Below are 26119 nucleotides of genomic sequence, written 5' to 3'. Positions count from 1 at the left end.
GTAGGTTTGTCGCCAACCCCCGTTCGGGACTTACACCCTAAAGATTCCGCCCATGCCGGGCGTACAATAAAAAACGGCTATCCAAAAATCAGATAGCCGTTTTTTATTCTTTGGCGGAGAGGGTGGGATTCGAACCCACGAACGGGTATTAGCCGTTGCTCGTTTTCAAGACGAGTGCCTTCAACCACTCGGCCACCTCTCCAAGCGAACAGGCATTATTATAGCACAATTTGCGCGTTTGTCCACCCTTATTCAATAAGAAAACCTTTACAGCATGTCATTCCTCCTCTGCGCGCACACTACTTATACAGCTTTACATTCTGAATGACCTCACCAAGAACGAGGGATGATGTATGAACTTGCTGCGCACACTGACGATCAGTCTTCTGCTGACCTCTGCTCTTATGATTGTCGATGCGCGCTTCCTGCTGCGTCCCGCTTTGCATAAAGGACTAAGCGCCGCAAATACAGACAAACAGTCAACCGCATCGTCTACTGCCAAACCATTGACTCATCGCGAGTGGCCAAAACACCGCGCGCGCGCTTCGCAAACACAGCAGCTACACTCTCTTTCTCCCTTCATCAACAATGGAGAGAAGCTGACTCGCGAATCTATCCAGCTACGTAAATTTCCTTATCCATATGATGCGATGCTTGCAATCACATCTGATACCGATGGAATGACCTTGCAAAAATTCGAACTTATTCACCGATTTTTAAATACGAAAGAAGACACTCCGCTTGGTCGTGGACTAGGCCTTGATGTTGGAGATTCCTTTTTTTTCTTTATCGGCACCGACCGTCCAGGATTTCTCGACAAGTCTTTACACACGGTTTGGCAAGATCAAATGAGCTATTTTTATCGCCTGTCACCAAATCTTTTACACGATGCCAAAGAGATCATTTTCTATAGTAAGGTCGGATGGATCGATTCCTTGCATTCCTTAGGGGATTTTTCCATGATGGACTCGCATGCAACTCTCTTTCAACGTCACTTTGCCGAAATTGCAATGAATGCTCTAAAAGAAAATCACCTTCAATATGCAGTCTGGATCAACCATGGCAACGAAAGCAACGTTGGTAATTTTGGAAATCCTGACTCAAACTATCAACAAGGAGATCTCCCCGCTTCACCTTACTATATTGCAGATCTCATGTTAAAAAGTGGCGTTAAATTTATCTGGACACGTCGCGACAGCAAGTTTGGTGAGCGCACAATGCTTTATCCCATTGAATTGCGCGATGGACACAAATGCTGGGGATTTTATCGATATACAGACGATGGGTACCAACCGCTTTTAGGCGTATTATGGAATTGGAATCCGCGTCAATTGCATAGTCAACTCTCAGTCCAGCACCTCGCTGATCTAAAATTACATCACGAATATTCGATTGTCGCACAACATCTGGGGGGAAATCCAAATCGTATGCCTTTTTATGGAGACAACCTCAAAGCTCTGATTCGCCTAAAACAGGAATATGAACAGGGACACATCCTTGTCGCACGCACAAGTCGATTATTACAGTATAATGAGGTACAACAATATTTGCATGCTAACGTGAAAATCCACGATCATCACGTAATCATTGCGATTGACGAAGTACGTGACCCTGTTTTAGGGACATATCGCCCAACTTTAGAGCAGTTACGAGGAATCACTTTCTATACGCCAAACCCTTTTGCGACATCACTGCAAATTGGCACAAACCTTGTCTCGCAAAGTCAACTGACCTATAATCCGCCTGATTCGACAGGATTGCCGAGTCTTTCAATCAAATGGTGGCCTGCGGATGTCACGGATTATACAAAGCAAGCGCCACATAACAGGTCTCATGCGCAAACTGTAAAGATCGACAAAAACTGGCTTCCACGCATAAATGAAGACAACTTGCCATGGATCTTTAAGGAAGACCATCTGTAAATCGCTAAATTAGAAACAAAGGACGTGATCGCGCTGCTCACAAAAACTGCCGCCGCCTTGGCGCTGCTCGCGGTATTAAGTCTATTTGCATATGTGTTGCCACGCCTTCCACGACTGAAGCGCTTTTTTATTCCGGACGTCGCACTTTTACTATTGCTTGGTGGCGTAATCAATGCAATCATTCCCTATGTACACACCCTCATCCTCTTTGCGACTTCTCGCACTTCATTAACAATCGCCGCTTCCTTGCTCATTTTTTATGGTGGAGCAGAACTCACAAAGGAGACGATGCGCAAAATTTGGAAACCAGTTCTTTTTTTGGCCACGATTGGCGTTGCCGTCAGCGTGAGCGTACTTGGATTTGCACAGTTTAGTTTTTCTTTAGGACATTTCACACTATTTACGGATTTATTAATGGGTGCAATTCTTGCAGGAACTGATCCAACTGTACTCATCTCGCTTTTAGATGTCATTGCACTGCGTGATCGCATAAAAGAATTACTCATCGCGGAATCTGCTTTAAACGATCCCGTATCTGCACTATTTGCAACAACTCTACTTAGCATCGTAAAACCGAATCACTCCGGACTTAGCATCCAGTTTTTAGATCTTTCGTGGCAAGTGATAAGTGCTGTAGCATTTGGTTATATGCTAGGACGCGTACTCGAAAAACTTCCGCAGCAAAGCCTCTGGAAGTTTCGCACGGTGCGCGTGATCAGTTCTTTTTTGCTCTCGAGTCTTCTCAGTTCACTCGTACATAGCAGTCCTTTTTTAATGGCTTTCACGACAGGTTTTTTTGCGCGTCCACTCGATTCACAAAGTACGTTTGATGACGAATCAGGGGAGCACAAAAGAGTCCATCTCCCAAACCGCAGTGCACTAGATCATCAGATCTTTGAATGGCTACTGTATGCCGTACGCAGTTATCTTTTTCTCGCTCTGGGTTTATCCTTCCCAATGAGAGCTTCCGCAGATGAAATCGTGGGTGCGATCTTAACTAGCTTATTATTGATCCTTGTGGCTCGTCCTCTCTCGGTGTTCACAGTAAAAATCTTAATTTGGCGCGATTTCCCTATGCGTGAGGCAATTTTTTGTGCTTGCAATCGGCAAACAGGTGTCATACCTGCGCTTTTCGCAAATGAATTGTTACAAATGCATTTTCCTCATGCCAAATCTATTGATCTTGTCGTGACTTTTTCTATCCTAGCAACTTCTGTTTTCCTTTTACCCGCCTTTCGACCTCTCGCCAATTTTTTAAAACTCAGCGAAGAAACAGGCGTGAGCGTTTCTGATCATGCATGATGCAATCCGACCAAATCCACAAATGATTCATGGGGCCTGTGAAAGCAAAGCTAATACAAATGGCAGCTGCGTTTGCCAAGTGCGGACTCCAGTTCAACAAATGTCCAAACAAGTGAACGGACAACACTTCGATCAAAAGTCCAATCACATAGACGATAAAGTAACGAATTGCGCGTTTCCAGCGCGAGGAAGAACCAATTTGCCAAGTAAGCTGTTCTCCAGCCAACCAATTGATTGGCATTGCGACACAAGCTGCAAAAATAGTTGCAGTCTCATATGACCAAACAAAGCTGACTAAAGCCAATCGAAAAACGAGCATAGTGACCAAAACATTCGCGATACTCGCAAGAAAGTAGCGCGGCCAAAAGCGACGTGCAGATATCATCGAGCGATCTCCTAGGCTGTCAAGTAGCGCAATGCGCAATTGTATTACCATTGTCGCCGAATCCCTAAGGTTCATACCCGCCACTTTTACAAAAGAATGACAGACACAAGTGTTCCTTCTACCAGTTCATCTTCTGCATCTAATCGAGCTAACGCAGTTTTCCCAATAAAATTTGTCATGACGCCAGACGAGTGTTCTCCGCTTACATCAATCCACCACTCATTGTCTAGATACACAAGGTTCCCTGCAAAAAACCTCGTATGCTTTACTTGCCTTTTATGGGGAGGATTTTTCAAGCGAGCTTTTACTGTAGGCAATACGTCCTTCTGACCTACCGCCATTTTTAACAGCGGCATTAACAAAACAAGCGAATTTACAAAAGCTGCAGCCGGATTCCCTGATAGCGAAAGAACTACCCGATCTTCGTAAGTTCCAGCATACACAGGCGTACCAGGTCGCATCCACACTCCCCAAAAGAGTCGTTTTACACCCAGTTGCTCAAGCACCATAGGGGTTAAATCATAGTCACCTACGGATACCCCTCCTGTCGTCACAAGGATGTCACAAACTGTAAGCGCCTCTTGTAAACGCTCTTTCAACTTTTCTGGTTCATCGCCCACAGGCGGAAACACTACTGCAGTACCACCTGCCTTTGTCACGAGTGCACGGATGAGAGGAGTATTGCTGTTGTATAACTGACCAGGTTGAAGCATTTGGCCAAGTGGTGTCACTTCACTGCCTGTCGCTACAATTGCTACACGCGGCTTCTGGATAACTTGTACCGAATCGTACCCTTGTGCAGCTAGTACTGCAATTTCAATTGCACCAAGTTCTGTCCCTGCGGCCAACAGCAGTTCACCCGCACCTATATCATGCCCCTGCTCTTGGATGGCTTCACTTTTAGGAACAACTCGTAACACCTGTACCATGCGCTCCCCACCGCGCGCAACTTCCTTTGTATACTCAAATCGTACAATCGCATCCGCTCCATGGGCGATAGGCGCTCCTGTCATCGTGCGTACCGCCGTACCCTGTGTTACCCTTACCTCTGGCATCTTCCCGGCCCCAACCGTTGCAATCACCTTTAGTTCAACAGGTTGTTCGCGCGTCGCATGCGCAATATCCTCGACTTTCACAGCATAACCATCAAGCATCGCACGATCATAGTGCGGAACATCTAGCAACGCGTGAACGTCGTTTGCCAATACACGCAAAAATGCCTCATCCAGTGGCACTGTTTGCGCAGGTAAAATTCTCGCAGCAGATCGTAGACGACGAAGTGCTTCTTCAATTGCAATCAGAGCATCCATTTCCATTCCCCCATACTTTTTTGGCAGATCCTACGAAAAAAAGAAGCAGACCGCATTCGCGATCTCGCGAATCCAATCTGCATCGCACACTTTGTTATGCCTTGCCGCCCCAATCATACCCTGCGTCTTCGATCGCTACTTTGACAGCCTCTTCGCTCAGTTGTTTTGTAAACTCAATAGTGGCAAGTCCAGCTGCGACATTCGCCTGTGCCTTACTGACACCTGGGAGCGCTTGAAGTGCTTGTTCGACCGCGCGTTTGCAGTGATCGCAAGTCATCCCAAGCACTTTTACCGTCATTTCCGCCATCTTTTTCACCTCCCTATTAATCTAGCCTACACTTTCCTTTCCGTCAACGCGCTTTGTTTCCATACTCAGACGCCTTAAGAAACTAACCATCTCAAGCTGTGCAGTCTCATCTACTTTTGTGATAAATCGTGTCGCATGTTGGAGAATCTCCGCTTGGGATGCTGTCCCGTCAAAGATCCTTTGCAATACTTGCAGTGCTTCATCTTCGGTGTCATATGTAAATGTGGTTTGTGAGGGGAGAACATGCGGACAAATTACTTGTCTGCTAACCAGTGTCGGGCGCTTCATCCACATGGCCTCATAAATCGATGCAGAAACGTCAAAACTTGCCGTCGGATCCCATACGACTTCTGCTTGTGCGAAAATATCAGACATAAACAGGTGGTCAACTGCGCCAATATACGCAATGTGCGCATCTTGCAACTGCTGCAAAAGTGGTTTTGCCGCCTCTATCTCTTCAATTGGACCTACCATCATACCACGCACTCCAGAAAATTGCTTTTGTAACTTCTCCATGACGCGAACAAACACCGTGAGTGATCGATCTTTTGCAATGCGACCCGCGTATAGCACGATCCGCTTGCCCGCTCGGGCAAACTGTAAGCGTCGTTGCAGTTCATGATGCTTTAATGCAATAGAGTCTGCCTCGACTCCGTTATCTTTTATTAATTTAAAATCTTGTAGATCCATTCCTGGCGCAAGGAGTTGAACTTTGTGCGCATGACGGAAATACCTCTGTGTAAACTGATGTGCAAGTTTTGGAGCAGAGATAAAAATGACCCTCGCTTCCGTGAATACTGCCTCAAGAAAATCACTCATCCCCTCCACTGCATCAAGAGTTATGGGGAAACGTGTCACTTGCACACTGAATCCAAAGCCACATTGCCGCAACCAAGTTGCAAGCGTATGCAGTTCACCGCGACCAAACTGTGACCAGTGCCATGCAACGCCATGTGGATCAAGCATGTGTATCCATGTCTTCGCCTGTACATTTACAGATATATCGGCCGCATCTACACAAGTCGTTTCTATACCAAACCTTTGTAACATTCGTTCATAACGCCGCAAGCGTGTGGTAATTCCCACTTCTTCCTGCGTCGCCGGTGCAAACAACAGTATGTGCTTAACCAATGCCAGCCCTCCAAAAAACGTTTCATGTCGCTCAAAAATAAAACAGACGTGCACTCTGCACGCCGCCTTATAGGATTTCCAACTTTATATAGAAATATGAACAACAAGCTTTCTCTAGGAAATAAAGAAAAGGGCATAATAAATGACAGTCTTCTTCCACATGTGCGAATCAACACCATGACTTATAAAAAAAAATAAAAAAATCTACAACTAAAAAGTTGCAGAATTTCCTGTACTTTTGTACTGAATCTAGGATGCGGTCAAGAGGACTTGAACCTCCACGGGGTTACCCCCACAAGAACCTGAATCTTGCGCGTCTGCCAATTCCGCCATGACCGCGTAACGTTAATGATTATAGCGATCCAAAATTAGTTTGTCAAATCCCGCACAGACTTTATGGTACACTACGAAGTAGAGTTGTCTATACAAAGTTCGGAGGGAATCGTAGATGGTGCAAGGTGTTGATATTGTGGAAATCGCACGCATCGCGCGCTTAGCACAGCGATCGCGCTTTTTGAAACGCATCTATACAGTTCAAGAATTAGCACTCATAGAAGGCGTGAATGCTGCGCGCCGCGCAGAGATTTTAGCAGGTCGCTTTGCCGCCAAGGAAGCTGTCATGAAGGCTTTTGGCTCTTTGCTCCTAAACTTCCCCTCAAATGCAAAACGCCAGCTTGCCGCTGTAGATCACAAAGCCAGGTCGATGGGTGTTTCTTTCCATGAAATTGAGACGCTCTCTCACCTGTCAGGCGCTCCTCTTTTACGATTGCACGGAGAAGCGGAGCAAATCGCGCGCCACTACAAGCTCTCTCGCTTTTCAGTAAGCCTTTCCCACACGCGTGAAGTCGCCATCGCATTTGTCATTTTAAGCTAATCGTAAAACGGCGATCCGCTTTCACTCAGTCTTATCCCTTAGGTGGCTCTATGGGTGCCGGACGCGTAAAAAAGAAGAAAAACACGACAAGAAATGCCAAGATATAAAAAATCGCCCCCTCGCTGAGCTTCCACTTTTCATTCGCCACTGAGCGTTCCTCCATTTCGCTCAAAACCATCTTAGACCATCTTAGCGCTTTCGTTTTCTTCTTAGCATCCCATTGCCTACATCTCTTTTTCTTCGCTTCATTAAACCAAAATGGCGCATCAACAGCGCCTCATATTGATGTAACACCTGTTCTGGAACCCCTGGCAGTGCTGCCACAGGTGGGGCGCTGCCTATCGGCAATCCGGCAACGACAATCGAAAAGCGGTGTGATGATACGTAGACACCAGTCGTTCCAAATACGCGCGCAATCAAAAACACTGCGGTGATCACTTCGAGTCCAGCCATAACAAACTTTGCTCCTGAAGTTGTTGTTTTCATCGTGACACCACCGAGTAAGGGACCAGACAGAGATAACATAAACCCTTCAGGAACAACAAACATCCCAACTGGCTGTAACTGCCCTGAAAGTAACAACGCAGCAGTCAACAGATCAATTCCATAATGAACTGACTTGACACCGATCAATCGCTTCAAGAGAGCGAGGTTCGTCGCTTGTGCACGTTCCTCTTGATCTCCATTCAATGTCCCCCCTCCCTTGCGTAAAGGACAGGTATTAGGTGGCCTCTGTCTCCTTTTATCTTATGTCTTCAAGCAATAAAACGTATAGACGCTCTACTTTCAAAACACTTGCTTTGACACATAAGTCACCCATAAATTGGGTAACGTAGTGCAAGACACCCACTACTGAGGCGAAACTGACATCTAACGGCTGATCGGGAGGAATATACGGTGAACGCATTTCAGGAGATACTCCGCTGGATCGTGAAGTTATCCGAAAGCGAGTCAACTTATCGCACCCGCTTTAGCTTAAGTCCTTCCGCAAGTGATCGAGAAGGGATACAAAAGCAAAGCACAAGCGCCAACGAGTCACCGTCCCCCTCGTCTGCAAAAGAAAATAAAATCACAAAAAACTCCTCCCCCTCCTCTGCTCCTCCCAAAGCAGAGAAACATAACCAGGAAAAGAAAACACCTAAACGCCTCGATCAGGCGATCCCTATTCATGATCTCAAACGAATGAGCATTGTCGAACGTCGTCAGAAAAAAGTTGGCGAAGAACGCGGAACAACCTATAATCCAATGAAACACTTGGACGATGCGGAAAAAAAACATCACCTCCCTCTCACATTTTCTGATCAAGTCGAGTATTTGCAACGCTTATTGCATTATCCGCGCAATACAGACATTCATTTTGTCACGCATTACACAAAAGCGAAGCAAAAAGTAGTGACTGCATTCTCCCATATTGCGATTGATACCAAAGAATTTGAAGACTTCATTCTCACATCAATCGTTCATCTTGAGGAACCCATTCATCATATGGAAGAACTTGCTGCACGTCTGCCTTGTAGGCAATATACTCTGGAAAACGAGCTGCCAAAACTTGCTGACGCGGTGATCGAAGGCAATGTCGTCCTTTTCTTAGGCATGGCAGAGGCGCTTGTCTGCTCTTTTTCACGCTTTGAAAAGCGCTCCATCTCTATGCCAGTCAATGAAATGGTGATTCGTGGTGCCCAAGAAGCATTTACAGAGAGCATTGAGGGCAATATGTCGCAATTGCGCCGGATTTTGCGTTGTCCAGACCTAGTTCTCGAATCAATCACGCTCAAAGACACAGCCCGTACACGCGTTTGTGTATGCTCGATGACACACGTCACAAATCCGCGCCTGCTCGCAGAAATGCACCGCCGAATCGCCAATATCGGTCCAGTCCCACTCGTCGCCTCAGGATTGGTTGAGCAGTATCTAGAAGATCATTGGCGCTCGATCTTCCCAACTCTCATCTACACAGAACGCCCCGATCTGTGCGCGCGCTATATCGCACAAGGCCAGGTTGCGGTACTCGTAGACAATGTGCCACTCGCCATCATTGCACCTGCGACATTTTGGATGCAACTGACAACTGCTGAAGACGCCGAGCTTCGCGTCTGGTATGCGAATTTTTTGCGTTTCATCCGCTTTATCGCGCTGCTCATCGCACTCATATTACCTGGTGTGTATGTAGGACTTACCAATTTTCAGCAAGAAATGATCCCATCTGACCTATTGATCGCAATGACCGCCGCGCGTCAAAATCTTCCTTTCCCAACCATTGTGGAAGTATTGATTCTCGAATTGTCCTTTGAACTGATTCGCGAGGCGAGCGTTCGCGTTCCACATGTCATCGGTTCAACGATCGGGATTGTCGGTGCATTGATTTTAGGTCAATCTGCAGTCGACGCGAACCTCGTAAGTCCTGTCGTCGTCATTGTCGTCGCTTTGACTGGACTTGGTTCCTACGCCATCCCCAACCAATCGATCGGCTACGCGTTTCGCATTCTGCGTTATAGCTTTACGATTGACAGCTTCTTTTTTGGTTTTTTTGGCATTGCCTTGATGTTTAGTCTCATGGTCGTCTATATGAGTTCGATGCAGTCATTTGGCTTGCCTTATCTCACTCCACTCGCTCCTTTGCGCAGTAAAGAAGAAGGATTTTTGCGCAAATCTGTTCTCGCCTACAAGACACGACCAGCTTCTTTGCGTACTTTGCCAACCGATCAACCGAAAATTTTAGAACAAGATGACTTACTAGAAGACGCGTCAAACCAAGCGAAAGCACCTGTAACAGCGAAGAATAGCGCGAAACAAAAGGAGACCCGTGAATGATCAAAGATGGTCACATCAGCTCCATGCAATTAATCGCGATCATGTTGATTATTATCATCGGCAAAGGTCTTGATTCAGCGATCCTGATTCTCATTCACTGGGGCCACAGCGCCCCAGAACTGTTGATGCTCGTCGGAGAAATCGGAATCGTAACCATTGTGGCACTGCAATTGCCCCTTTTTAAAGACCCAAATAAAAATCTGATCGACTTACTCATTGACACATTTGGCGGAGTAATGGGTAGCCTCTTTGGCTTTTCGCTTTTTACCTCCCTGTTACTTGATCTGGCGATGAACGTCTACTATGACATCGAACAAATTCGCGTTGTCTTTTTGCCGACCACGCCTCCCAACCTCGTGTTGTTTTTGTCAATTGTCGCCATGATCATCCCGGCGTATTACGGCATCGAAGTGCTCGGACGTACAAATCTCATCATGTTCGCGCTTATGATGGTCGTGATTCTCTCCCTGATCGCCATTTCTTTTACACTGATTAACATCGATTACATGCCCCCACTTCTTGGTCCGGGCATTCCCCAATTACTTAAGCAAGGTGTTTTGCACTCAGGATTTTTCGGCGAATATCTCGTATATCTGATGCTGCGTCCATATGTTCGCAGCTATCGTTCGTTTCGCAATAGCTTTTATATAATTGCCGGAATCTCTATCCTGTTTGGTGCAATTGGCCTGGTAATTATCCAACTTGTCTTTCCTTATCCAATCGACGATCATCTGTTTTTCCCGTTTATCGAACTTGCAAAGTTAATCTATTTTGGTAGATTCATTCAACATATTGAAGCTGTATACGCTGTAACTTGGCTCGCTGTCACTTTTGCGCGCCTTAGCTTACTGCTTTACGTCCTTTCCCTGATGGCAGCAAGCGTTGCACGCACGCCGCACTTTCGCCGCTTTGCCCCATCGATCGGTGCCATGATCTACTATGGTGCCTTGCTTCCCCCCACACTGTCGGATGCCATTGACTTTAAAGACATCATGTTGGAGAAACGCGGGTTCCCTTTCTATGGTGGCATTGCAATCTTATTTCTAATCGTGGGATATCTAAAGAAGTGGAGGAATAAACCAAATGGTGGGCAAAACCCCAGCGCCGAACAGCAAGCAGCCCCCGACGCAGCCACAGTACAACCGTAAATCCAAACGCAGAATTCAATTCAGACGAATTCTTTTGATCTGTCTTGCCAGTGTGTTCCTAGGAGGTTGTTGGGATAACCATGAACTCGAGAGCTTAGCGTTCATCACCGTCATTGGGATTGACAAAGGAAAACACAATAACTTGAAGATTACTTACCAATTTTTTACGCCCGCAACTGAATCCCCTAAGCACTCTGGTGTTCATAAACCGCTTGTCACAACGTTTCAAGCTCCTTCATTTGGCGTTGCCGAAAATATCGCCAATGTCAGCAGTGACCGCATGATCACCTCACAACAGTTAAAAGTAACGATTATCTCAGAAAGTTTCGCTAAGAAAAATGACGTTGCACGCGTATTAGAAGGGATGGTGCGATCGCGCAGTTATCGGCGTGACATCTTATTAGTCACTTCACTCGATGATGCAAGCGACACGATACGGGCTAATCTGAGTAAACTCGGTTCTACGAGTCTAGATTTTATTGAGAACATGCGCAACCAACACACTTTTACAGGATTTCTCCCTGTTGAAACACTCAATGATTTCTTGATTGCCAATGAGTCTGGCGACACCTTAGCGTTTACGGGGCTTGTCGCTCTCAACAAACAATCCTCCTCTGGAGAAAGTACTAACCAGTCTGAAAATCGAATCGCAGGACAGTTCCCAATAAAAAATGGCGATGACCCGCTGCAGTATATCGGCGCTGAGATCTATCGCGGCGACCGCGCCGCAGGAAGATTGACTGGACAAGAGACACGCATCGTGCTGTTGCTGCAACGAAAAATAGGCACTTTTTTAATGGAGTTGCCCGACATCCACCACTCAGACCGTCGCAATACCCTGTTGTTGCGTCAGATTATTGGACCGCGAATCCGCGCACACCTTGATCATGGTCAACTGCATTTCATCATCCACGTCCCGCTTGACGCGACATTAGACAGCACAACAGCAGAGATCAATTATGTACAAGACACGAAGCAACGCCGCTTGCTCGAACGCGTATTTGATCAAAAACTGCAACATGAAACCGTGAAGTTGTTACATCGCTGTCAAAAGGAGTTTCGCGGTGACCCGATCGGACTCTATCCCGCGATAAAATGGAGATTTTTAACTGAAAAAAGTTGGAGACAGTTCAACTATACAAAACATTTCAATAAAGCACGTTTCATCGTTCAATACGAAATCGAAATTACAAATTTCGGAAAGCAACGAGCACCTTTTGGTGCGCAGTAAAAAGTGCTATCGCGATCTCAAGAACCAACAGATAGATAGACTGCAAAGGGGATTCGTTTTGTGGTAGCTGTCCTTAATTACATCTTTCCGGGACTAATTGCCCTTTTGATGACCGCACCGCTCGTGCCACACTTGTGGCGCAAACGTGAATTCAGATCGCTTGCCTTGCTTGTTCTCTTTGCTTGTGCAATCATCGCAGGAGCCGTCGGTACATGGCTTGAGTTTGTATTTGGCGCGTTTGTATAGAAGGACTTGTTTCACTCATCTCACCGCTTCCTTTGCTTGACGATGTCTACTTGCGATCAGTATGATGAGAACAAGGCAACTGTATTTGCACACTGACGAGGAGGAATCGGAAGTGGAAACTGCAAAACATCCTCACCACGACAAACTTACTGCCAGTAAAGAGTTCACGAAACCGTCCGACCTCCAGCAAAAGTCCTTGCCGCTTGTAGACGAATTTTCACGTCCGCTGCGCGATTTGCGCATTTCTGTAACGGATCGATGCAATTTCCGATGCACATACTGCATGCCAAAGGAACGATTCGGCCCAAATTTCGCCTTTTTACCGCACAGTGAATTGCTTTCCTTTGAAGAGATTACGCGACTCGTTTTCCAGTTTGCAAAACTTGGCGTAACAAAGGTGCGTTTGACTGGTGGAGAACCGCTTTTGCGGCGCGATTTATGGAAACTCATCGACATGATCGCAAAGATTGACGGCATCACGGATATCGCACTTACGACAAATGGCTCTCTACTTACACCAAAACTCGCCCAAACTCTCAAAGACGCGGGGTTGCGACGGATCACGGTGAGCCTTGATGCATTGGATGACGAAGTATTTACCCGCATGAATGACGTGCATTTTCCTGTCGCTAAAGTACTAGAAGCAATCGCCATCGCATCTGACGTGGGTTTATCCCCCGTCAAAGTCAACATGGTGGTCAAGCGCAATGTAAATGATCAAAGTATCGTTACAATGGCAGAACACTTTCGCTCCACACCGCATATCCTGCGCTTTATTGAGTATATGGACGTTGGCAATAGCAACGGTTGGCGTATGGATGACGTAGTAACCGCTGCGGAAATTCTCGATACAATCGGACGGCGCTGGCCACTTGAAGCACTTGCTCCAAATCGCCCAGGTGAGGTTGCCACACGCTATCGCTATGTCGATGGGCAAGGTGAGATCGGCGTCATCGCATCGGTCACTCGCGCTTTTTGCGGCGGATGCACGCGTGCCCGCCTCTCGTCAGAAGGGCAACTTTATACGTGTCTCTTTGCAGGGCAAGGTCATGACTTGCGAAGTTTGTTGCGCAGTGGCACAAGCGACGAAGAAATAACTGCCGTGCTAAAGCAGATCTGGCATGTGCGCAGTGACCATTACTCAGAACTGCGTTCAGCGTCAACTCCCAAACTCCCGAAAGTCGAGATGTCACATATTGGTGGATAACACATATGCGCTCTCCACGCCCGATTTTTCGCATAGTTGTCGATACAATCCGCGCGCGGCAAACAACTCACTGTGTGATCCAGTCTCTACAATACGTCCCTGATCTAGCACGAAAATCTGATCGGCCGCGCGAACTGTGGAGAGTCGATGTGCAATAACAAGTGTTGTACGATCCACTGCCAGCGTCTGAAGCCCGCGTTGCACCCACTGCTCAGTTTGACTGTCAAGACTTGCAGTCGCTTCATCAAGAATGAGTACGCGTGGGTTTTGAACGGCGATGCGGGCAAAGGCAAGCAGTTGACGTTGCCCCATTGAGAGATTTGCTCCTTTCGCAAGAATGTTTGTCTGATAGCCATTTGGCAACTTACAAATAAAGTCGTCTGCCCCTACAATCTTTGCAGCATGAATCACCTGTTCCTCCGTGATCTGCGTCTGAAACAAGCGAATATTATCGAGCACCGTCCCGCTAAAAATCTGTACATCTTGCTGCACAATCCCGATCACGCGACGCAAATCTTGCTGTCGATAGTGTCTGATATCGACGTCATCAAGTAAGATCCGCCCCTCCGAAACTTCATAAAACCTCATCAATAAGCTCATCACAGAACTCTTGCCAGCTCCTGTCGCTCCTACAAATCCCACGAACGATCCTGGCTCAATGGTAAATGTCAAGTCATGCAAAACGTTTTCTCCTTGTTTGTATGCGAACGTCACGTGATCAAACACAATCTTACCTAGTCCTGACTTGATTTCCTGCGGTAGCAAAGGATCCTCAATCGCTGGTTTTGTCTGTAAAATGCGCAATACTCGATCGGCTGCCACCATGGAAGACTGAAGTGTATTCCACTGCTGGGTAAGTGAGTTAATCGGTGTAAAAAATTGTCGTACGTAGCTGATAAATGCGTACAACGTACCAAAGAGAATGACTTTGTGTAACACCTCTCCCCCACCCACCCAAACGACGAGTGCAACGGCTACATTGCCTAGTAGTTCAAGAACGCGATTAAACTGCACAGATACATAGTACTCATGAATATTTGCTGTCTGATGACTCCGATTCAACACGTCAAAGCGCTGTGCCTGCCTGTATTCCTGGTGGAACATTTGCGTAATCCGCACACCTGCTAGATTTTCCGCTAAGAATGCAACGACATTAGAGAGTCGCGTACGGGTCGTCTGATACGCTATACGCAGGCGTTTGCGAAATAAGGCGGAAACCAAAAAAATAATTGGGATCAAAAACATTGCATAAAAGGCGATGCGCACATTTAAAGCAAACATCATGACAACAATCATCACCAACGACAATCCATCACGCACCATACTTAAAAAGAACTGTGTAAAAAATTGACTAATCGTTTCTGTGTCACTAGAGACATGCGTGACCAAGCGACCAATTGCATTGCCATCAAAAAATTTCATCGCTTGGCGCTCAATATGCGTGAATAGCTCCAAACGAATTTTTTGGATGATGTTCTGCCCTGCATATTGCAGGAGAACGATCTGCAGATAGTTGGCTAGCACCCCAAGCAGTACCACCAAAACATAGATCCCAGTAATCAAAAATAATCCACGCGTGTGGATATGAGGGCCAGAGATTTCTTTGTCAATGGCGATCTTTACGAGATACGGTTGTAACACCGATGTGGCATTGTAGATGACAATTAGGCCAAATACAAGAACAAATTGCAGTGCATAAGGACGAGCAAAAGGCAGCAAGTGCAGCAGGCTGTTGGCCCCCTCGCGCGCAACGCCCGATTTGACATTGCTTGCATTCCTCTTCACACTGTCACCCCCTGCTCCCCTTGTTGCAAATCATACAAGGTTCGATAGATGCCAAAACGCTGTAGTAACTCCTCATGCGTTCCTCGTTCAACGATGCGTCCCTCATCCAAAACCAGAATCTGATCAGCGTGAAACACTGCCGATAAGCGATGAGCGATAATCAGTGTCGTTTTCTTCGTCCTAAGCTGCTTTAAACGCGTAATCAACATCTTTTCTGTATTCATATCCACTGCAGACAGGCTGTCATCAAGAATCATGATCGGTGCATTCTTGATCAATGCCCGAGCAATTGCCACACGCTGTTTTTGCCCCCCTGAAAGAGTCACGCCGCGCTCTCCGATTTGCGTGTTCATCCCTTCCTTAAATCGCACAATCTCTTCGTAAACCATTGCATCTTTTGCCGCTTGCATAAGTTCTGAAGGTGTAGCCTCCGCTTTAGCAAACCCTATGTTTTCTGCGATCGTAGTCGAAAATAGAAACCCATCTTGCGGAACATAAGCGATCGCAGTGCGCAAATCGCGCAGCACTACATCGCGAATGTCAACTCCATCAATAAAAATCGCACCTCGTGGCGGATCAAAAACGCGTAAGAGCAAGTTTGCCAACGTCGTTTTGCCTGCCCCCGTCCGCCCAACAATGCCAATGGTCTGTCCTGGCTGAACAGAAAAAGCAATCCCTTCAAGAACCTTATGTTCGCTATTAGGGTACCGGAAAAAATCGAGTTTCACTTCAATTGCCCCCTGCACATGAGGCAACGAAATCGCCGTTTTCGAATCGACGACCGAAGGACGAGCGCTTAATAATACGCGCAAACGCGCAAGCGACGCCGAAGCGCGTTGAAAGTTATTGATGACAAAGCCAATTTGCTGCAATGGTGTAATAATCATCGCCAAATACAGCGTAAACGCTACAAATTGACCTAACAAAATCTTGTGCGAAACGGTCAATAACCCTCCATAGAGCAAGGCGATAGAAAAACTTAGAGATCCAAGTAATGGGATGCTGGACTGAAAAATCGCACTGCGTTTGACCATGTGCATTTGCCGCTTCACGATTTCCTGAACCTTACGAGAAAAGCGTTGCGCCTCAACTTCTTCACTCGCGGTGGCTTTGATCAAACGAACAGCCGACAGACTTTCCTCTGTAAACTCTGCCATCGCAGAAAGCGCTTCTTGCACTTCACGCGATGCAGTCCGGATCTTTGGACCAAACCAGACGACTAAAACGGGAACAAGTAAAATGGGGATCATACTGATAAAGGTCAACTGTACGCTGATTGTTGTAAACGTCATATAAAGCGTAGCAAGCAATAAAAACACTGCGTTCGTGAGAATATTTGCCCCGCCAGAAAGGGCTTCACGCACAGCGCGCACATCGTTCATCGCATGATTTAACAAGTCCCCAATACTGCGCTGTTGATAATAATCAGTAGATAAACTTTCCCAATGTTCAAACAGTCTCTTTCTTAACTGATACTCAAAGATCCGTCCACTGCGTCCATTTAGCATTTGCCCTACGCCATAAAGCAACACATAGAGTATGCCGATTACAAGTAATTCGAACGCATAATGCGCAATGAGAACGGAAGTCAATGCCCCGCGAGAGAGTGCATCTGTGAATTCACCTAATACATGCGGAAACTGTACGGAAACAATTTCTGATAAAATGATGGAGAAAATCGCAGTAGTATAAGACCATTTTTTAGTGATGAGGTATTGTCGCAATAGATGCTTAGGGTCTTCGATTGCAACTCCCTCCCAACCCTTTTCTATCCCTTGGCATTATAGCATAATGAGACATTACGTTAGATTTGGACGGTGAATCCTTTGCCTTTCCTTCGTTTTGTACAAAAACATCGCTTAATAGGAAGTTCCTTTTCTCTACTTGGGCTCGTTGGACTCGCCTTTCTTCTTCTTCCTTTAGTTGCACTGCTCACTCACGCCCCACTTTCCACCATGTGGGAAACTCTGAGTGATCGCGCGCAACAAGCCATCTCGATCTCCATTTCCTCAACACTCCTTGCCGTTTTCGTGATTATCCTGCTTGGTACACCGCTCGGTTGGCAACTAGCGCGAAATCCCAGTCCTAAATGGCGTCTCGTCGAATTTTTTTTGTATATTCCACTCCTGATGCCGCCACTTGTAATCGGCCTCTTACTCGTGTATTTTTACGGGCCCTATGGCATGATCGGCAGTGTTCTTGCACATTTGCAAATTTCTGCATCAAATAGCGATTTGGCAATTGTCATTGCTGAAATCTACGAAGCCATGCCCTATTACATTTTCTCCTCTATTGCGGCCTTTTCACAAGTCGATCAGAGTCTCGAACGAACTGCTTTGGCACTTGGATTGACGCCTTGGCACACTTTTTGGCGTGTGACCCTCCCCTTAGCGTTCCCCGGTCTTACGGTAGGTGTTGCGATGGCTTTTGCACGAGCGCTCGGTGCTTTTGGTGCAGTGATCATTGTAGCTTATGATCCACATACACTCCCTGTAGAAATATGGATTTCATTAGAAGAACAGGGATTACCAACAGCTTTGCCCTTGGCACTTATTTTACTCTTGATTGCACTGCCTCTTCCTTTGCTCACTGTGTTGTGGCGTACACTCTACAATTTGCGCAAAGACCGCATAGAACCATCTATACACGACAAATAAGAAAAACGCCATGCTATACCCACTTAATTTTGTGTTTGTGTCTGGCGCAACGATTTGTAAAAGTGACCGGTTGCCGTCGCGATGATATCGCCCACTTCATCCGTGACATACGCTGTAAATAAGGCGAGTCGGTAGCTATTTTGCGTTGGTGTAACCTGACAGCGTAAAGTGCCATTTACCGCTTGTTTAACAAAATTCACTGTCAAATCAAGTGTCACTGCTTTTTTCAACTCGCCATCTAAAGCAAAAGCTGTTTCTGCCATCGCTGTATCAATGAAAGTTGTAATCACTCCCCCATGGACAATCCCATAGCGATTGCGCAGGTCATCTGTAATTTTCATCTGATACCAAAATCCATTTGCTGTCTCCTCGATCGCCTCAAAATGCATCACTTCCAATAAAAACGCCAAAGGTTGATGATATGTGCGATTTTTTGCCTCAATTAAATGGTAGATTTGTTCTAATTCTGGTTCACTCATCGCACGCAGCAATTCATTAATCTTTTCGCGCATCTGCATCCCTCCTCTTTCCCACAACAACATTAGTTTCATCATAAGCCTTGGATGAAAACAATGCCAGCAAGACAAACTATCCATATAGTAAAAATTTGGGGTGACCTACACAATGCCCATGATTGCTGCTGTGGAAACTGCCGTTCCTCCTTATATCGTTACGCGCGAAGAAGCAAAAGAAGTCGCTCGTCAACTTTTTGCCTCCAGTTTTCGCGATCTCGATCGATTATTACCTGTATTCGATCATGCCGCGATCGAAAAGCGCCATTTCTGCGTGCCACTCGAATGGTTTACGACTCCAAAGTCATTTCAAGAAAAAAACGAAACCTATCAGAAGGCCGCTGTTGAGTTAGGAACAAAAGCTGCTGCCGCCGCTTTAGACAAAGCCCAGATTCAAGCACAAGAAGTAGATGCCATCTTCTTTGTTTCTTCCACAGGAATCGCCACCCCGAGTCTCGACGTTCCAATTGCACAAGCTTTGTCACTGCGCGAAGATGTAAAGCGAATGCCTCTCTTTGGACTTGGTTGTGCTGGTGGGGCATCTGGACTCGCGCGTGCATCTGATTACATAAAAGCGCATCCAGAAGATATTGCGCTACTCATCGCAGTCGAGTTGTGCGGACTGACCTTTGTTCATGGCGATCACTCCAAAAGCAATCTGATAGGCACTGCATTATTTAGCGATGGAGCAGCCGCAGCCCTCATCATTGGAGAAGAACGCATCGCAAATACCGGTTTAAACTTGCATGGGCCTCGTATCGTCGGCTCCAAATCGCAACTTTGGCCAAATAGCGAAGCTGTCATGGGATGGGATGTACGTGATGAAGGGTTATCGGTCATTTTTTCGCGTGACATTCCCTCACTCGTCCGCCGAGAAATGGCCGATCAAGTCAGTCAATTACTTGATGACTATCAAATCACAAGACATGAACTGAGTGCTTTTATCGCACATCCTGGTGGGGCGAAAGTACTGGAAGCTTATCAAACCGCTCTTAGCATCCCAGAATCATGGCTGGACGCGGCACGTGAAGTCCTTTCAAGCTACGGAAACATGTCTTCGCCTAGTGTTTTATTTGTACTAAAGAAAATGCTTGAACAAATGCCAAAAACACTTTCCACAACAGCAAAATACGGCATTCTAGCAGCTCTAGGCCCAGGCTTTTCGTGTGAACAAGTATTGCTAGAGTTCACTTAGAACCAATGATTTCCTCGCCCTTTTACCGCCTATATACAGTCAGGAGATGTCTCTTATGTACCTTCACATTGCATTCGCCTTCCTTCTTTTTCTCGCACTTGAGCGCATCTTAGAATTGCGCTTGGCTGCGAGAAACGCTGCTCGCATGCGAAAGTCAGGTGCCGTTGAAGTTGGTGCAACCCAAATGCGCATTTTCTATGCTTTGCACAGCGGTTTTTTCTTGTCTTTACTAAGCGAAATTTGGTATGCTAAATCAGCGTTTCACAGTTTATCGATCCCCTTTTTACTACTCTTTGCGTGTGCACAGTGGTTACGCTTATGGAGTATTCTTACACTTGGCGACCGGTGGAACGTGCGGGTATTTGTAACTCCTCTAGAAAAACCAGTAACACGTGGCCCCTATCGCTACATTCGCCACCCAAACTACCTGGCAGTGACTTTGGAATTTATTAGCTTCCCACTTATTTTTCACGCATATTTCACTGCAGTTGTCTTTTCTCTTCTAAATTTTGCGATTTTACGTCGCCGCATCGCCCTTGAAGAAACCGCATGGCTGCAGTGGACGGAATATGGCGAAATCATGGCTACGCGCAAGCGCGGTTTCTTTTGGAAAAAAACGTTGTAATGGGTTAATGAACGGGGACTGATCACCTTGTGGTTTGCGTTTTTTCTTATCGCCATTTTCCAAGGCCTCTCGGGATGGAATGACGGCGGAAATTTACTTGGATTATTTGAACACGCGGGTACAAAAACACGCAAATCCCTCACACTACTCGTTATCGGGATTGCCGTTGGTCCCTTTATTCTTGGATCGCACGTAGCAAAAACCGTGGGACAAGAGATTATCTTGCTTCATCACGGGGACATACATGTGCTAAATGAAGCATTGCTTGCAACTTTAGCTACGCTTGTCTTAACTTGGCTCGTTCGCCTGCCAACGAGCACCTCGCTTGCCCTGATCGGTGGACTCATCGGAGCCACGATCGAATCAATCGGAATTCGTGCAATTCACTGGCACGGATTTTGGATGACAATTTTTTCTGTGCTCTTATCTGTCGTGTTTGGGTTTCTCGCTGGAGCGATCAGTTATCGAATTGAACGCCATTATCGACACCGCGTCACTCGCCCGCTCGATCCTTTGTGGCGACGACTATCCTATATTCTTTCATTTATCCAAGGAGTCGCCTACGGAGCAAACGATGCGGAAAAAGCAATTGGGCTTGCCGCTTTACTGCTTCTTCTTGCCCATCAAACCGGACATTTCACAATAACCCCGCTTCTTGTAGGGGGTTCTACCGCTATTTGGTTAGTTGGTTGTTTACTTGGTGGGCAACGCATAGCAAGGACAATTGGAGAAGCCTTTTATAAACTAAAACCAAAGCATGTCGTCGCCATTCAAAGTTCCGCAGCCCTCGTTGTCATTACTGCAGCTACACTTGGCGGCCCAGTGAGCACGACGCAAACGAGTGACAGCGCCCTGTTTGGTGTAGGGCGCGATTTACACCATCAGCGTTTAGAGATAAAAAAAGTAGTGCGATTATTCATTGCTTGGGGGTTAACTTTGCCGGTAGCCGTCATCTTTGGCCTTTTTGCAGCATGGATCACACACCTTCACTGACTCTCACAATCTCACCAAAGATGAAAGAACATCCGTTAACTTCATGGGATCCTTTCCTCATCATGGGACGGAGGGACAAACGTATGAAGAGCAGACTGGATCGCATCATCCTCAATCCAAATCGATACAATCGGAAGTTGTAAAGCAGCAATCTTTTCCTGTGCAACTGTTTGGTCATACCACTCACTGGGAACTTTTGCAAAAACGCGATCGATCTCCTGACGCAAGCGCTCCAAGTTAATCTGCTCATAAACTGGCATATACGGTTCCAGATATTTGCGAGCACGCACCCACATCGCATATCCACCACGAACATTTCCACTTTGCAAATGATACAAACACACTGCAGCCTGAATCAGACCCTTTAGCACTTGTGGACGGCCACTGTCAAGCCATAAAGCTTCTCCATATTCATGGCATTCATAATAATCTCTCTTTATGTTAAAAAAATATAAATAACTCAGTAAACGTGGGTCCACCGCACAGAGCCTCCACACCATCCATCTCATTTGAGCAACATTAAAGAACCCAGGAGGCTTGTTGCCTTTTGGGTTCTTTTGAAAGAAGCAACCGATAAGCCGAGTTCTGTTCCTCGCGTGCTGCAAACGGCGATGTTTCGCCCTTATAGGCCACTCTCGCCTCGCACGGCATGAGGCGGCAATCATCTATCTAGGCGACGCGTTACCGCGCCGCTCAAGCAACCTACCCGAGTGCGTGACGGGCCGCCACAATGCACTCCTATGCGGTCTTGCTCCAGGTGGGGTTTACCTAGCCAATGCGTCTTCGCATCGCTGGTGCGCTCTTACCGCACCGTTGCATCCTTGCCTGTGCGCTCTACATAACGAACGCCATCGGCGGTCTACATGTCTGTGGCACTTTCCTTAGGATCACTCCCACTGGGGATTACCCAGCACCCTGCCCTATGGAGCTCGGACTTTCCTCCCGCGCGACCTTTCGGTACTGCGCCGGCGATTGCCTTGGTTACTTCCCTGAATTTATATTGAACCACACGTAGTCGTCATATGCAACAGGATGTATTAACCAAAAAGTTCCGTCCCCCAAAATGAACAAATTCCTTCTTCAACACGTCTCTTACCATGAGCACAAATAAAGGGAGTGGTATAATGAGTTGGGATGTACAACTGTATTTTTTGATTTACCATATGCATACTTATACCCCGTGGTTAAACGGTCTAATGATTGGACTGGCACAAGATGGCCTTTATATCTACGCGGCACTATTACTCGCTTACTGGTTTTGGGGTAAGCCTTCCAATTTGCGTCAGATCCACCGTGAAGCTGCTCTTTCTGCAGGAATTACAGGAGTGTTCGGCTTATTGATCAATGTTCTTATTGCACATTTCTTTTTTCGGCCACGCCCCTTTGTCACATTGCATACAGTCCCACTGATTCATCACGCGGCAGACGCGTCGTTTCCAAGTGATCATACGACAGGGTCAACTGGTCTTGCCGGGGGAGCGTACTTGCGCGATCATGCCATGGGGACATTTTTTGCGATCTTAGCACTGTTGATTGGTTTTTCCAGAGTATACGTCGGCGTACACTATCCAACTGATGTACTCGGTGGATTTGGAGTCGGACTGTTCTCGACATTTGTAGTTGCAGCAGCCAAAAAACCCATGGATCACTTGATTAAACAACTCATCGCAAATTGGGAAAAGATCAGCGCACGTCTTTCGCGCGTGGAATCTGCAAACAAATCGTGATTCACGATAGATAGGAGGCGGATGGGAACTTGACGGGAGATGAAGAACTCCTCAATGCTCTCGTTCGCCAGGCACAATTGGGAGATGACACGGCGTTTGCAGCATTAGTTGCTGCCCGCCATCGCCAAGCCTATCAGACGGCGTATGCTATTTTGCACTCGCCGCGCGATGCCGAAGAGGTCACACAAGACGCCTTTTTAAAAGTGTTTCGCAAATTGCATACACTAAAGGAACCGAGCGCCTTTTCGGCGTGGCTGACGACGATCGTAACCCGTCTAGCGATTGACCATATGCGCTCACAAAAACGGCACCAGGCGGAACCCATTGAGAATGTTGCTGAAATTCCAGAGCGTGAAAATGACCCGACTTTACGCACAGTTATTGAAGAAGCGCTTGCACAACTTTCTCCTGACCACCGCGCGATTCTCTTACTTAGAGAGCGTGATGGCTATGAGTACACAGAAATTGCCCGTATTTTAGGCGTGCCAATTGGAACCGTAAAATCTCGCCTAGCCTATGCAAAACAAGCTTTACGCAAATTTTTATAATCATTGATACAGACGTATTTAAACCTTTGATTGCAATACAGCGAAACTCAGAAGGGAAAGGGAACCGCTATGCGAGACGATCAAGAGACAACCGCTTCAGAACCACTTGATCCCAAAATTAAGGCTGCTTTACTCTCTGCCTTTGCCGTCGAACCTAGTCATGATTTAGCCGTCCGCATCGTTGAAGCAGCCAGATGCGCGCAAAGTAAGCGACGCAATCGGCTTGCTTTGGCCACGATGATCCTAAGCCTCATCGGCATCGCTTCGCCGCTTATTGTACTTCTTGTAACCCCTGGACGCATGCTGGGGTATGCACTATGGCGAATTTATATGGGGCTTCAAGGGATACTGCTACAAAGCTCCCTGAACGGCTCTTCTGGTTCGTCGTTAGAAACGGCGGCTGTGACTAGCGTCCTGATCTTGCTCGCTATAGGTCTTGGAATGTCTGCTACGCGTCTAGCGCGCACAAGTAGGTGAACGTATGAACTGCACACAAAGACCAAAATCAATTTTTATTCTTGGGATCCTGCTCTTGTTCGTTCTTTTTTTGTCCTTTGCTGGTTCGATCCGTCTCGCCTACGCGAACACCTCATCACAGCCTGACAAAGTGAATCATGCAATCATCATCCCTAAACAGCAAAATGTAGATACTGTAGTCGCAATTGAACAGCCCGTGATTGTAGAAGGTAGCGTAACCAACTCTATTCTCGCAATTGGTGGAAATATCGTCTTACGACCCGGATCGTATTCTGCTTTTGTTCTTTCTCTTGGCGGCAGTATCACACAGGATCAAGGCGCAACTGTTACAGAAGGAATATTTGCTCTTGGTCCCAATACGAAAATATTCACTACACTCACTCTTGCAGGGCTTGTGAGTCTGGGTCTGTATTTCTTAAATGCAAGCATAGCAGCCGTTTTATTTGTTACATTCGCTGTAGGAGGCAGTTTGATCTTTCGAAGAGATCTACGTGTGAGTGCGTTGATTGGAAGAAAGTATTTGCGACTATTTACAACTGGACTTGTCATTACAATGATTCCAGCACTACTCACATTTGCAAGCTATGCATCCCCGCGAATTTGGATCGCTACATTCGCAATCCTTCTCCTGTACGCACTGCTTGGGTTAACTGGCATGATTCTTGTCACCAATAAAATTGGACGTACGATTGTAGAATTTATTGGACGGGATCCAGGACGAATTGCAGCATTATATGGAGCAATTGCTATTTTACTGTTATGTAACGTGCCACTCGTTGGTTTTCTTGCTTTTGTTGCACTATGGATTTTAGGAGTGGGTAGTATGTGGACTGTGATGCTTCATCCAGAACTTGTTCGCCATGTCCACGATTAGAATGTAGAGACCCCATACACGCTGCTCATCAGTTCAAGAAGTGCATCGAGCTCGCTTTTTAGCTTATTAATCCGCCCTTGCGCCCGCTCTGAACGTCCAGAGTGCGCTTGCTTTAGCACGCGTTTAAATGCACGCGCTTCTTTTTGCATTTGTAAAAGCACCTGTGGGGATTTTGCGTGCAATAAAGTTTCACCAAATACGAAGCGCCATTTTACCTGAGGAGCAAGTTGCTCATACGCTTCACGCAAACGTTGTGCGCGTGGTGCCATCGCAACCCGTTGCTTTGTACGATGGGGTTGCAGACACATCACTTCATAATGTATCCCCTTATCAATCAATCGCACATCCTGACATACCTCATAGCCACCATGAAGAGCAAAGTAACGCATGAGCCCCGCCTGCGCCATCGGCTGTAAAACAAGGCGAACTGCATGATCTTGCACAAGAACCTGATCGGCATGTTTGGATGTAAGAATATCCCACATTGTTTGTCCTCCCATACCTGCTATGACAACAGCATCGACTTCTTCCTTTTGTAGGACAGTGAGTCCATCCCCCAAACGCACTTCAATGCTCTCCTGCAACTTCGCTTGTAAAACTGCTTGAGCGGTTGCGGCACACGGTCCTTTTGCCACTTCCACGGCAATCGCTCGCTTTGCACGTCCAGCTCTAACCAATGCAATCGGGAGCAAACCATGGTCACTTCCGATATCTGCAAAACACTCCACTGTCCCTATTTGATCAGCAACCGTCTGTAATCGTAAAGAAAGCTCATGCATACTTCCATCTCCATATTCTGTATCACTAAAAAGATAAAAAACTGCCGCCTCTCAGGGAATTGGCGACAGTTAA

Annotated in this window: 26 protein-coding genes, 2 tRNA genes and 1 other RNA gene; 16 read left to right on the top strand and 13 right to left on the bottom strand. The window is 46.6% G+C overall.

From position 1 onward, the window contains the following. Window positions 1-111: 111 nt before the first annotated feature. Window positions 112-202: transfer RNA gene (locus BM613_RS11740), tRNA-Ser, on the bottom strand. Between the two features lie 151 nt (window positions 203-353). Here BM613_RS11740 and BM613_RS11735 point away from each other — a divergent pair. Beyond that, the gene (locus BM613_RS11735) at window positions 354-1922 is read left to right on the top strand and encodes a hypothetical protein (RefSeq protein WP_109431376.1); all 1569 of its coding nucleotides are present in this window, start codon (window positions 354-356) and stop codon (window positions 1920-1922) included. 24 nt (window positions 1923-1946) lie between these two features. Next, window positions 1947-3224 carry a cation:proton antiporter domain-containing protein gene (locus BM613_RS11730; protein WP_181363109.1) on the top strand — a complete coding sequence of 426 codons (1278 nt, stop codon included), beginning with the start codon at window positions 1947-1949 and terminating at the stop codon, window positions 3222-3224. Here BM613_RS11730 and BM613_RS11725 read toward each other — a convergent pair. From BM613_RS11725 to BM613_RS11705, 5 genes are all read right to left on the bottom strand, one after another. Continuing rightward, window positions 3184-3684, bottom strand: coding sequence for a GtrA family protein (locus tag BM613_RS11725; protein ID WP_146192806.1), 501 nt, complete (start codon window positions 3682-3684; stop codon window positions 3184-3186). The genes BM613_RS11730 and BM613_RS11725 overlap by 41 nt on opposite strands. Before the next feature lie 11 nt (window positions 3685-3695). Then, window positions 3696-4919, bottom strand: coding sequence for a molybdopterin molybdotransferase MoeA (locus BM613_RS11720; RefSeq protein WP_181363108.1), 1224 nt, complete (start codon window positions 4917-4919; stop codon window positions 3696-3698). 94 nt (window positions 4920-5013) lie between these two features. Then, window positions 5014-5226: a heavy-metal-associated domain-containing protein gene (locus BM613_RS11715; protein ID WP_109431372.1), complete on the bottom strand. Its 213-nt coding sequence runs from the start codon at window positions 5224-5226 to the stop codon at window positions 5014-5016. A gap of 21 nt (window positions 5227-5247) precedes the next feature. Then, window positions 5248-6357 carry a glycosyltransferase gene (locus tag BM613_RS11710; protein WP_146192805.1) on the bottom strand — a complete coding sequence of 370 codons (1110 nt, stop codon included), beginning with the start codon at window positions 6355-6357 and terminating at the stop codon, window positions 5248-5250. A gap of 255 nt (window positions 6358-6612) precedes the next feature. After that, a tRNA-Leu gene (locus BM613_RS11705) sits at window positions 6613-6696 on the bottom strand. A gap of 109 nt (window positions 6697-6805) precedes the next feature. Here BM613_RS11705 and BM613_RS11700 point away from each other — a divergent pair. Then, window positions 6806-7231, top strand: a complete 426-nt coding sequence (locus tag BM613_RS11700; RefSeq protein ID WP_109431370.1) for a holo-ACP synthase — start codon at window positions 6806-6808, stop codon at window positions 7229-7231. A gap of 189 nt (window positions 7232-7420) precedes the next feature. Here BM613_RS11700 and BM613_RS11695 read toward each other — a convergent pair whose 3' ends face one another. Then, a complete protein-coding gene (locus BM613_RS11695; RefSeq protein WP_109431369.1) occupies window positions 7421-7921 on the bottom strand; it encodes a hypothetical protein in 501 nt (166 codons plus the stop codon). Window positions 7922-8128: 207 nt separating this feature from the next. Between BM613_RS11695 and BM613_RS11690 the strand changes: the two genes are divergently transcribed. The 5 genes from BM613_RS11690 (at window position 8129) to moaA (ending at window position 13874) form a co-directional block, all read left to right on the top strand. Beyond that, window positions 8129-10042: a spore germination protein gene (locus BM613_RS11690; protein WP_109431368.1), complete on the top strand. Its 1914-nt coding sequence runs from the start codon at window positions 8129-8131 to the stop codon at window positions 10040-10042. Further along, entirely contained in the window at window positions 10039-11190 is a 1152-nt protein-coding gene (locus tag BM613_RS11685; protein WP_109431367.1) for a GerAB/ArcD/ProY family transporter, read from the top strand. Before BM613_RS11690 ends, BM613_RS11685 begins: the two co-directional genes overlap by 4 nt. Beyond that, on the top strand, window positions 11126-12421 hold the full coding sequence (locus tag BM613_RS11680) for a Ger(x)C family spore germination protein (RefSeq protein WP_109431366.1): 1296 nt from the start codon (window positions 11126-11128) through the stop codon (window positions 12419-12421). Before BM613_RS11685 ends, BM613_RS11680 begins: the two co-directional genes overlap by 65 nt. Window positions 12422-12481: 60 nt before the next feature. Then, the gene (locus BM613_RS11675; protein ID WP_109431365.1) at window positions 12482-12667 is read left to right on the top strand and encodes a hypothetical protein; all 186 of its coding nucleotides are present in this window, start codon (window positions 12482-12484) and stop codon (window positions 12665-12667) included. 196 nt (window positions 12668-12863) lie between these two features. After that, complete coding sequence (gene moaA, locus BM613_RS11670; RefSeq protein ID WP_245926377.1) at window positions 12864-13874, top strand: GTP 3',8-cyclase MoaA; 1011 nt, start codon at window positions 12864-12866, stop codon at window positions 13872-13874. Here the strand turns inward: moaA and BM613_RS11665 are convergent. Both BM613_RS11665 and BM613_RS11660 read right to left on the bottom strand, forming a co-directional pair. Continuing rightward, entirely contained in the window at window positions 13857-15659 is a 1803-nt protein-coding gene (locus BM613_RS11665) for an ABC transporter ATP-binding protein (RefSeq protein WP_245926375.1), read from the bottom strand. The two genes, moaA and BM613_RS11665, sit on opposite strands and share 18 nt — an antisense overlap. Beyond that, the gene (locus BM613_RS11660; protein WP_245926374.1) at window positions 15656-17383 is read right to left on the bottom strand and encodes an ABC transporter ATP-binding protein; all 1728 of its coding nucleotides are present in this window, start codon (window positions 17381-17383) and stop codon (window positions 15656-15658) included. Before BM613_RS11660 ends, BM613_RS11665 begins: the two co-directional genes overlap by 4 nt. Before the next feature lie 93 nt (window positions 17384-17476). Between BM613_RS11660 and BM613_RS11655 the strand changes: the two genes are divergently transcribed. Then, on the top strand, window positions 17477-18316 hold the full coding sequence (locus BM613_RS11655) for an ABC transporter permease (protein ID WP_109431363.1): 840 nt from the start codon (window positions 17477-17479) through the stop codon (window positions 18314-18316). Window positions 18317-18339: 23 nt separating this feature from the next. Here BM613_RS11655 and BM613_RS11650 read toward each other — a convergent pair whose 3' ends face one another. Next, window positions 18340-18828, bottom strand: coding sequence for a PaaI family thioesterase (locus BM613_RS11650; RefSeq protein WP_181363106.1), 489 nt, complete (start codon window positions 18826-18828; stop codon window positions 18340-18342). A gap of 112 nt (window positions 18829-18940) precedes the next feature. Here BM613_RS11650 and BM613_RS11645 point away from each other — a divergent pair, with 112 nt between their 5' ends. From BM613_RS11645 to BM613_RS11635, 3 genes are read left to right on the top strand one after another with little or no spacing between them, the layout of a single operon-like run. Further along, window positions 18941-20023 (top strand): type III polyketide synthase, encoded by a 1083-nt coding sequence (locus tag BM613_RS11645; protein ID WP_109431361.1) that lies wholly within the window; start codon window positions 18941-18943, stop codon window positions 20021-20023. 55 nt (window positions 20024-20078) lie between these two features. Next, complete coding sequence (locus BM613_RS11640; protein WP_245926373.1) at window positions 20079-20648, top strand: isoprenylcysteine carboxyl methyltransferase family protein; 570 nt, start codon at window positions 20079-20081, stop codon at window positions 20646-20648. Window positions 20649-20675: 27 nt separating this feature from the next. Then, window positions 20676-21641 carry an inorganic phosphate transporter gene (locus BM613_RS11635; protein WP_181363105.1) on the top strand — a complete coding sequence of 322 codons (966 nt, stop codon included), beginning with the start codon at window positions 20676-20678 and terminating at the stop codon, window positions 21639-21641. Window positions 21642-21682: 41 nt separating this feature from the next. On the opposite strand, the gene BM613_RS11630 is transcribed toward BM613_RS11635, so the two are convergent. Both BM613_RS11630 and rnpB read right to left on the bottom strand, forming a co-directional pair. Then, entirely contained in the window at window positions 21683-22120 is a 438-nt protein-coding gene (locus BM613_RS11630; RefSeq protein WP_181363104.1) for a DUF309 domain-containing protein, read from the bottom strand. A gap of 79 nt (window positions 22121-22199) precedes the next feature. Then, window positions 22200-22630: RNase P RNA component class A (gene rnpB, locus BM613_RS11625), an RNA gene on the bottom strand. Between the two features lie 135 nt (window positions 22631-22765). On the opposite strand from rnpB, the gene BM613_RS11620 reads away from it, so the two are divergent. The 4 genes from BM613_RS11620 to BM613_RS11605 all read left to right on the top strand — a co-directional run bounded on the left by BM613_RS11620 (window position 22766) and on the right by BM613_RS11605 (window position 25267). Next, entirely contained in the window at window positions 22766-23368 is a 603-nt protein-coding gene (locus BM613_RS11620) for an undecaprenyl-diphosphatase (RefSeq protein ID WP_181363103.1), read from the top strand. 29 nt (window positions 23369-23397) lie between these two features. Beyond that, window positions 23398-23916 (top strand): RNA polymerase sigma factor, encoded by a 519-nt coding sequence (locus BM613_RS11615; RefSeq protein ID WP_109431357.1) that lies wholly within the window; start codon window positions 23398-23400, stop codon window positions 23914-23916. Window positions 23917-23985: 69 nt separating this feature from the next. After that, window positions 23986-24393, top strand: coding sequence for a hypothetical protein (locus tag BM613_RS11610; RefSeq protein ID WP_109431356.1), 408 nt, complete (start codon window positions 23986-23988; stop codon window positions 24391-24393). Between the two features lie 4 nt (window positions 24394-24397). Next, window positions 24398-25267: a hypothetical protein gene (locus tag BM613_RS11605; RefSeq protein ID WP_109431355.1), complete on the top strand. Its 870-nt coding sequence runs from the start codon at window positions 24398-24400 to the stop codon at window positions 25265-25267. On the opposite strand, the gene BM613_RS11600 is transcribed toward BM613_RS11605, so the two are convergent. Further along, a complete protein-coding gene (locus BM613_RS11600) occupies window positions 25264-26046 on the bottom strand; it encodes a tRNA (adenine(22)-N(1))-methyltransferase (protein WP_109431354.1) in 783 nt (260 codons plus the stop codon). The genes BM613_RS11605 and BM613_RS11600 overlap by 4 nt on opposite strands. Between the last annotated feature and the right edge of the window lie 73 nt (window positions 26047-26119).

The sequence above is a fragment of the Sulfoacidibacillus thermotolerans genome (assembly GCF_003144315.1).
GTDB lineage: Bacteria > Bacillota > Bacilli > Alicyclobacillales > SLC66 > Sulfoacidibacillus > Sulfoacidibacillus thermotolerans.
The sequence above is the reverse complement of the archived record's forward strand: the minus strand, read 5'-3'. Positions and strand labels throughout refer to the sequence as shown.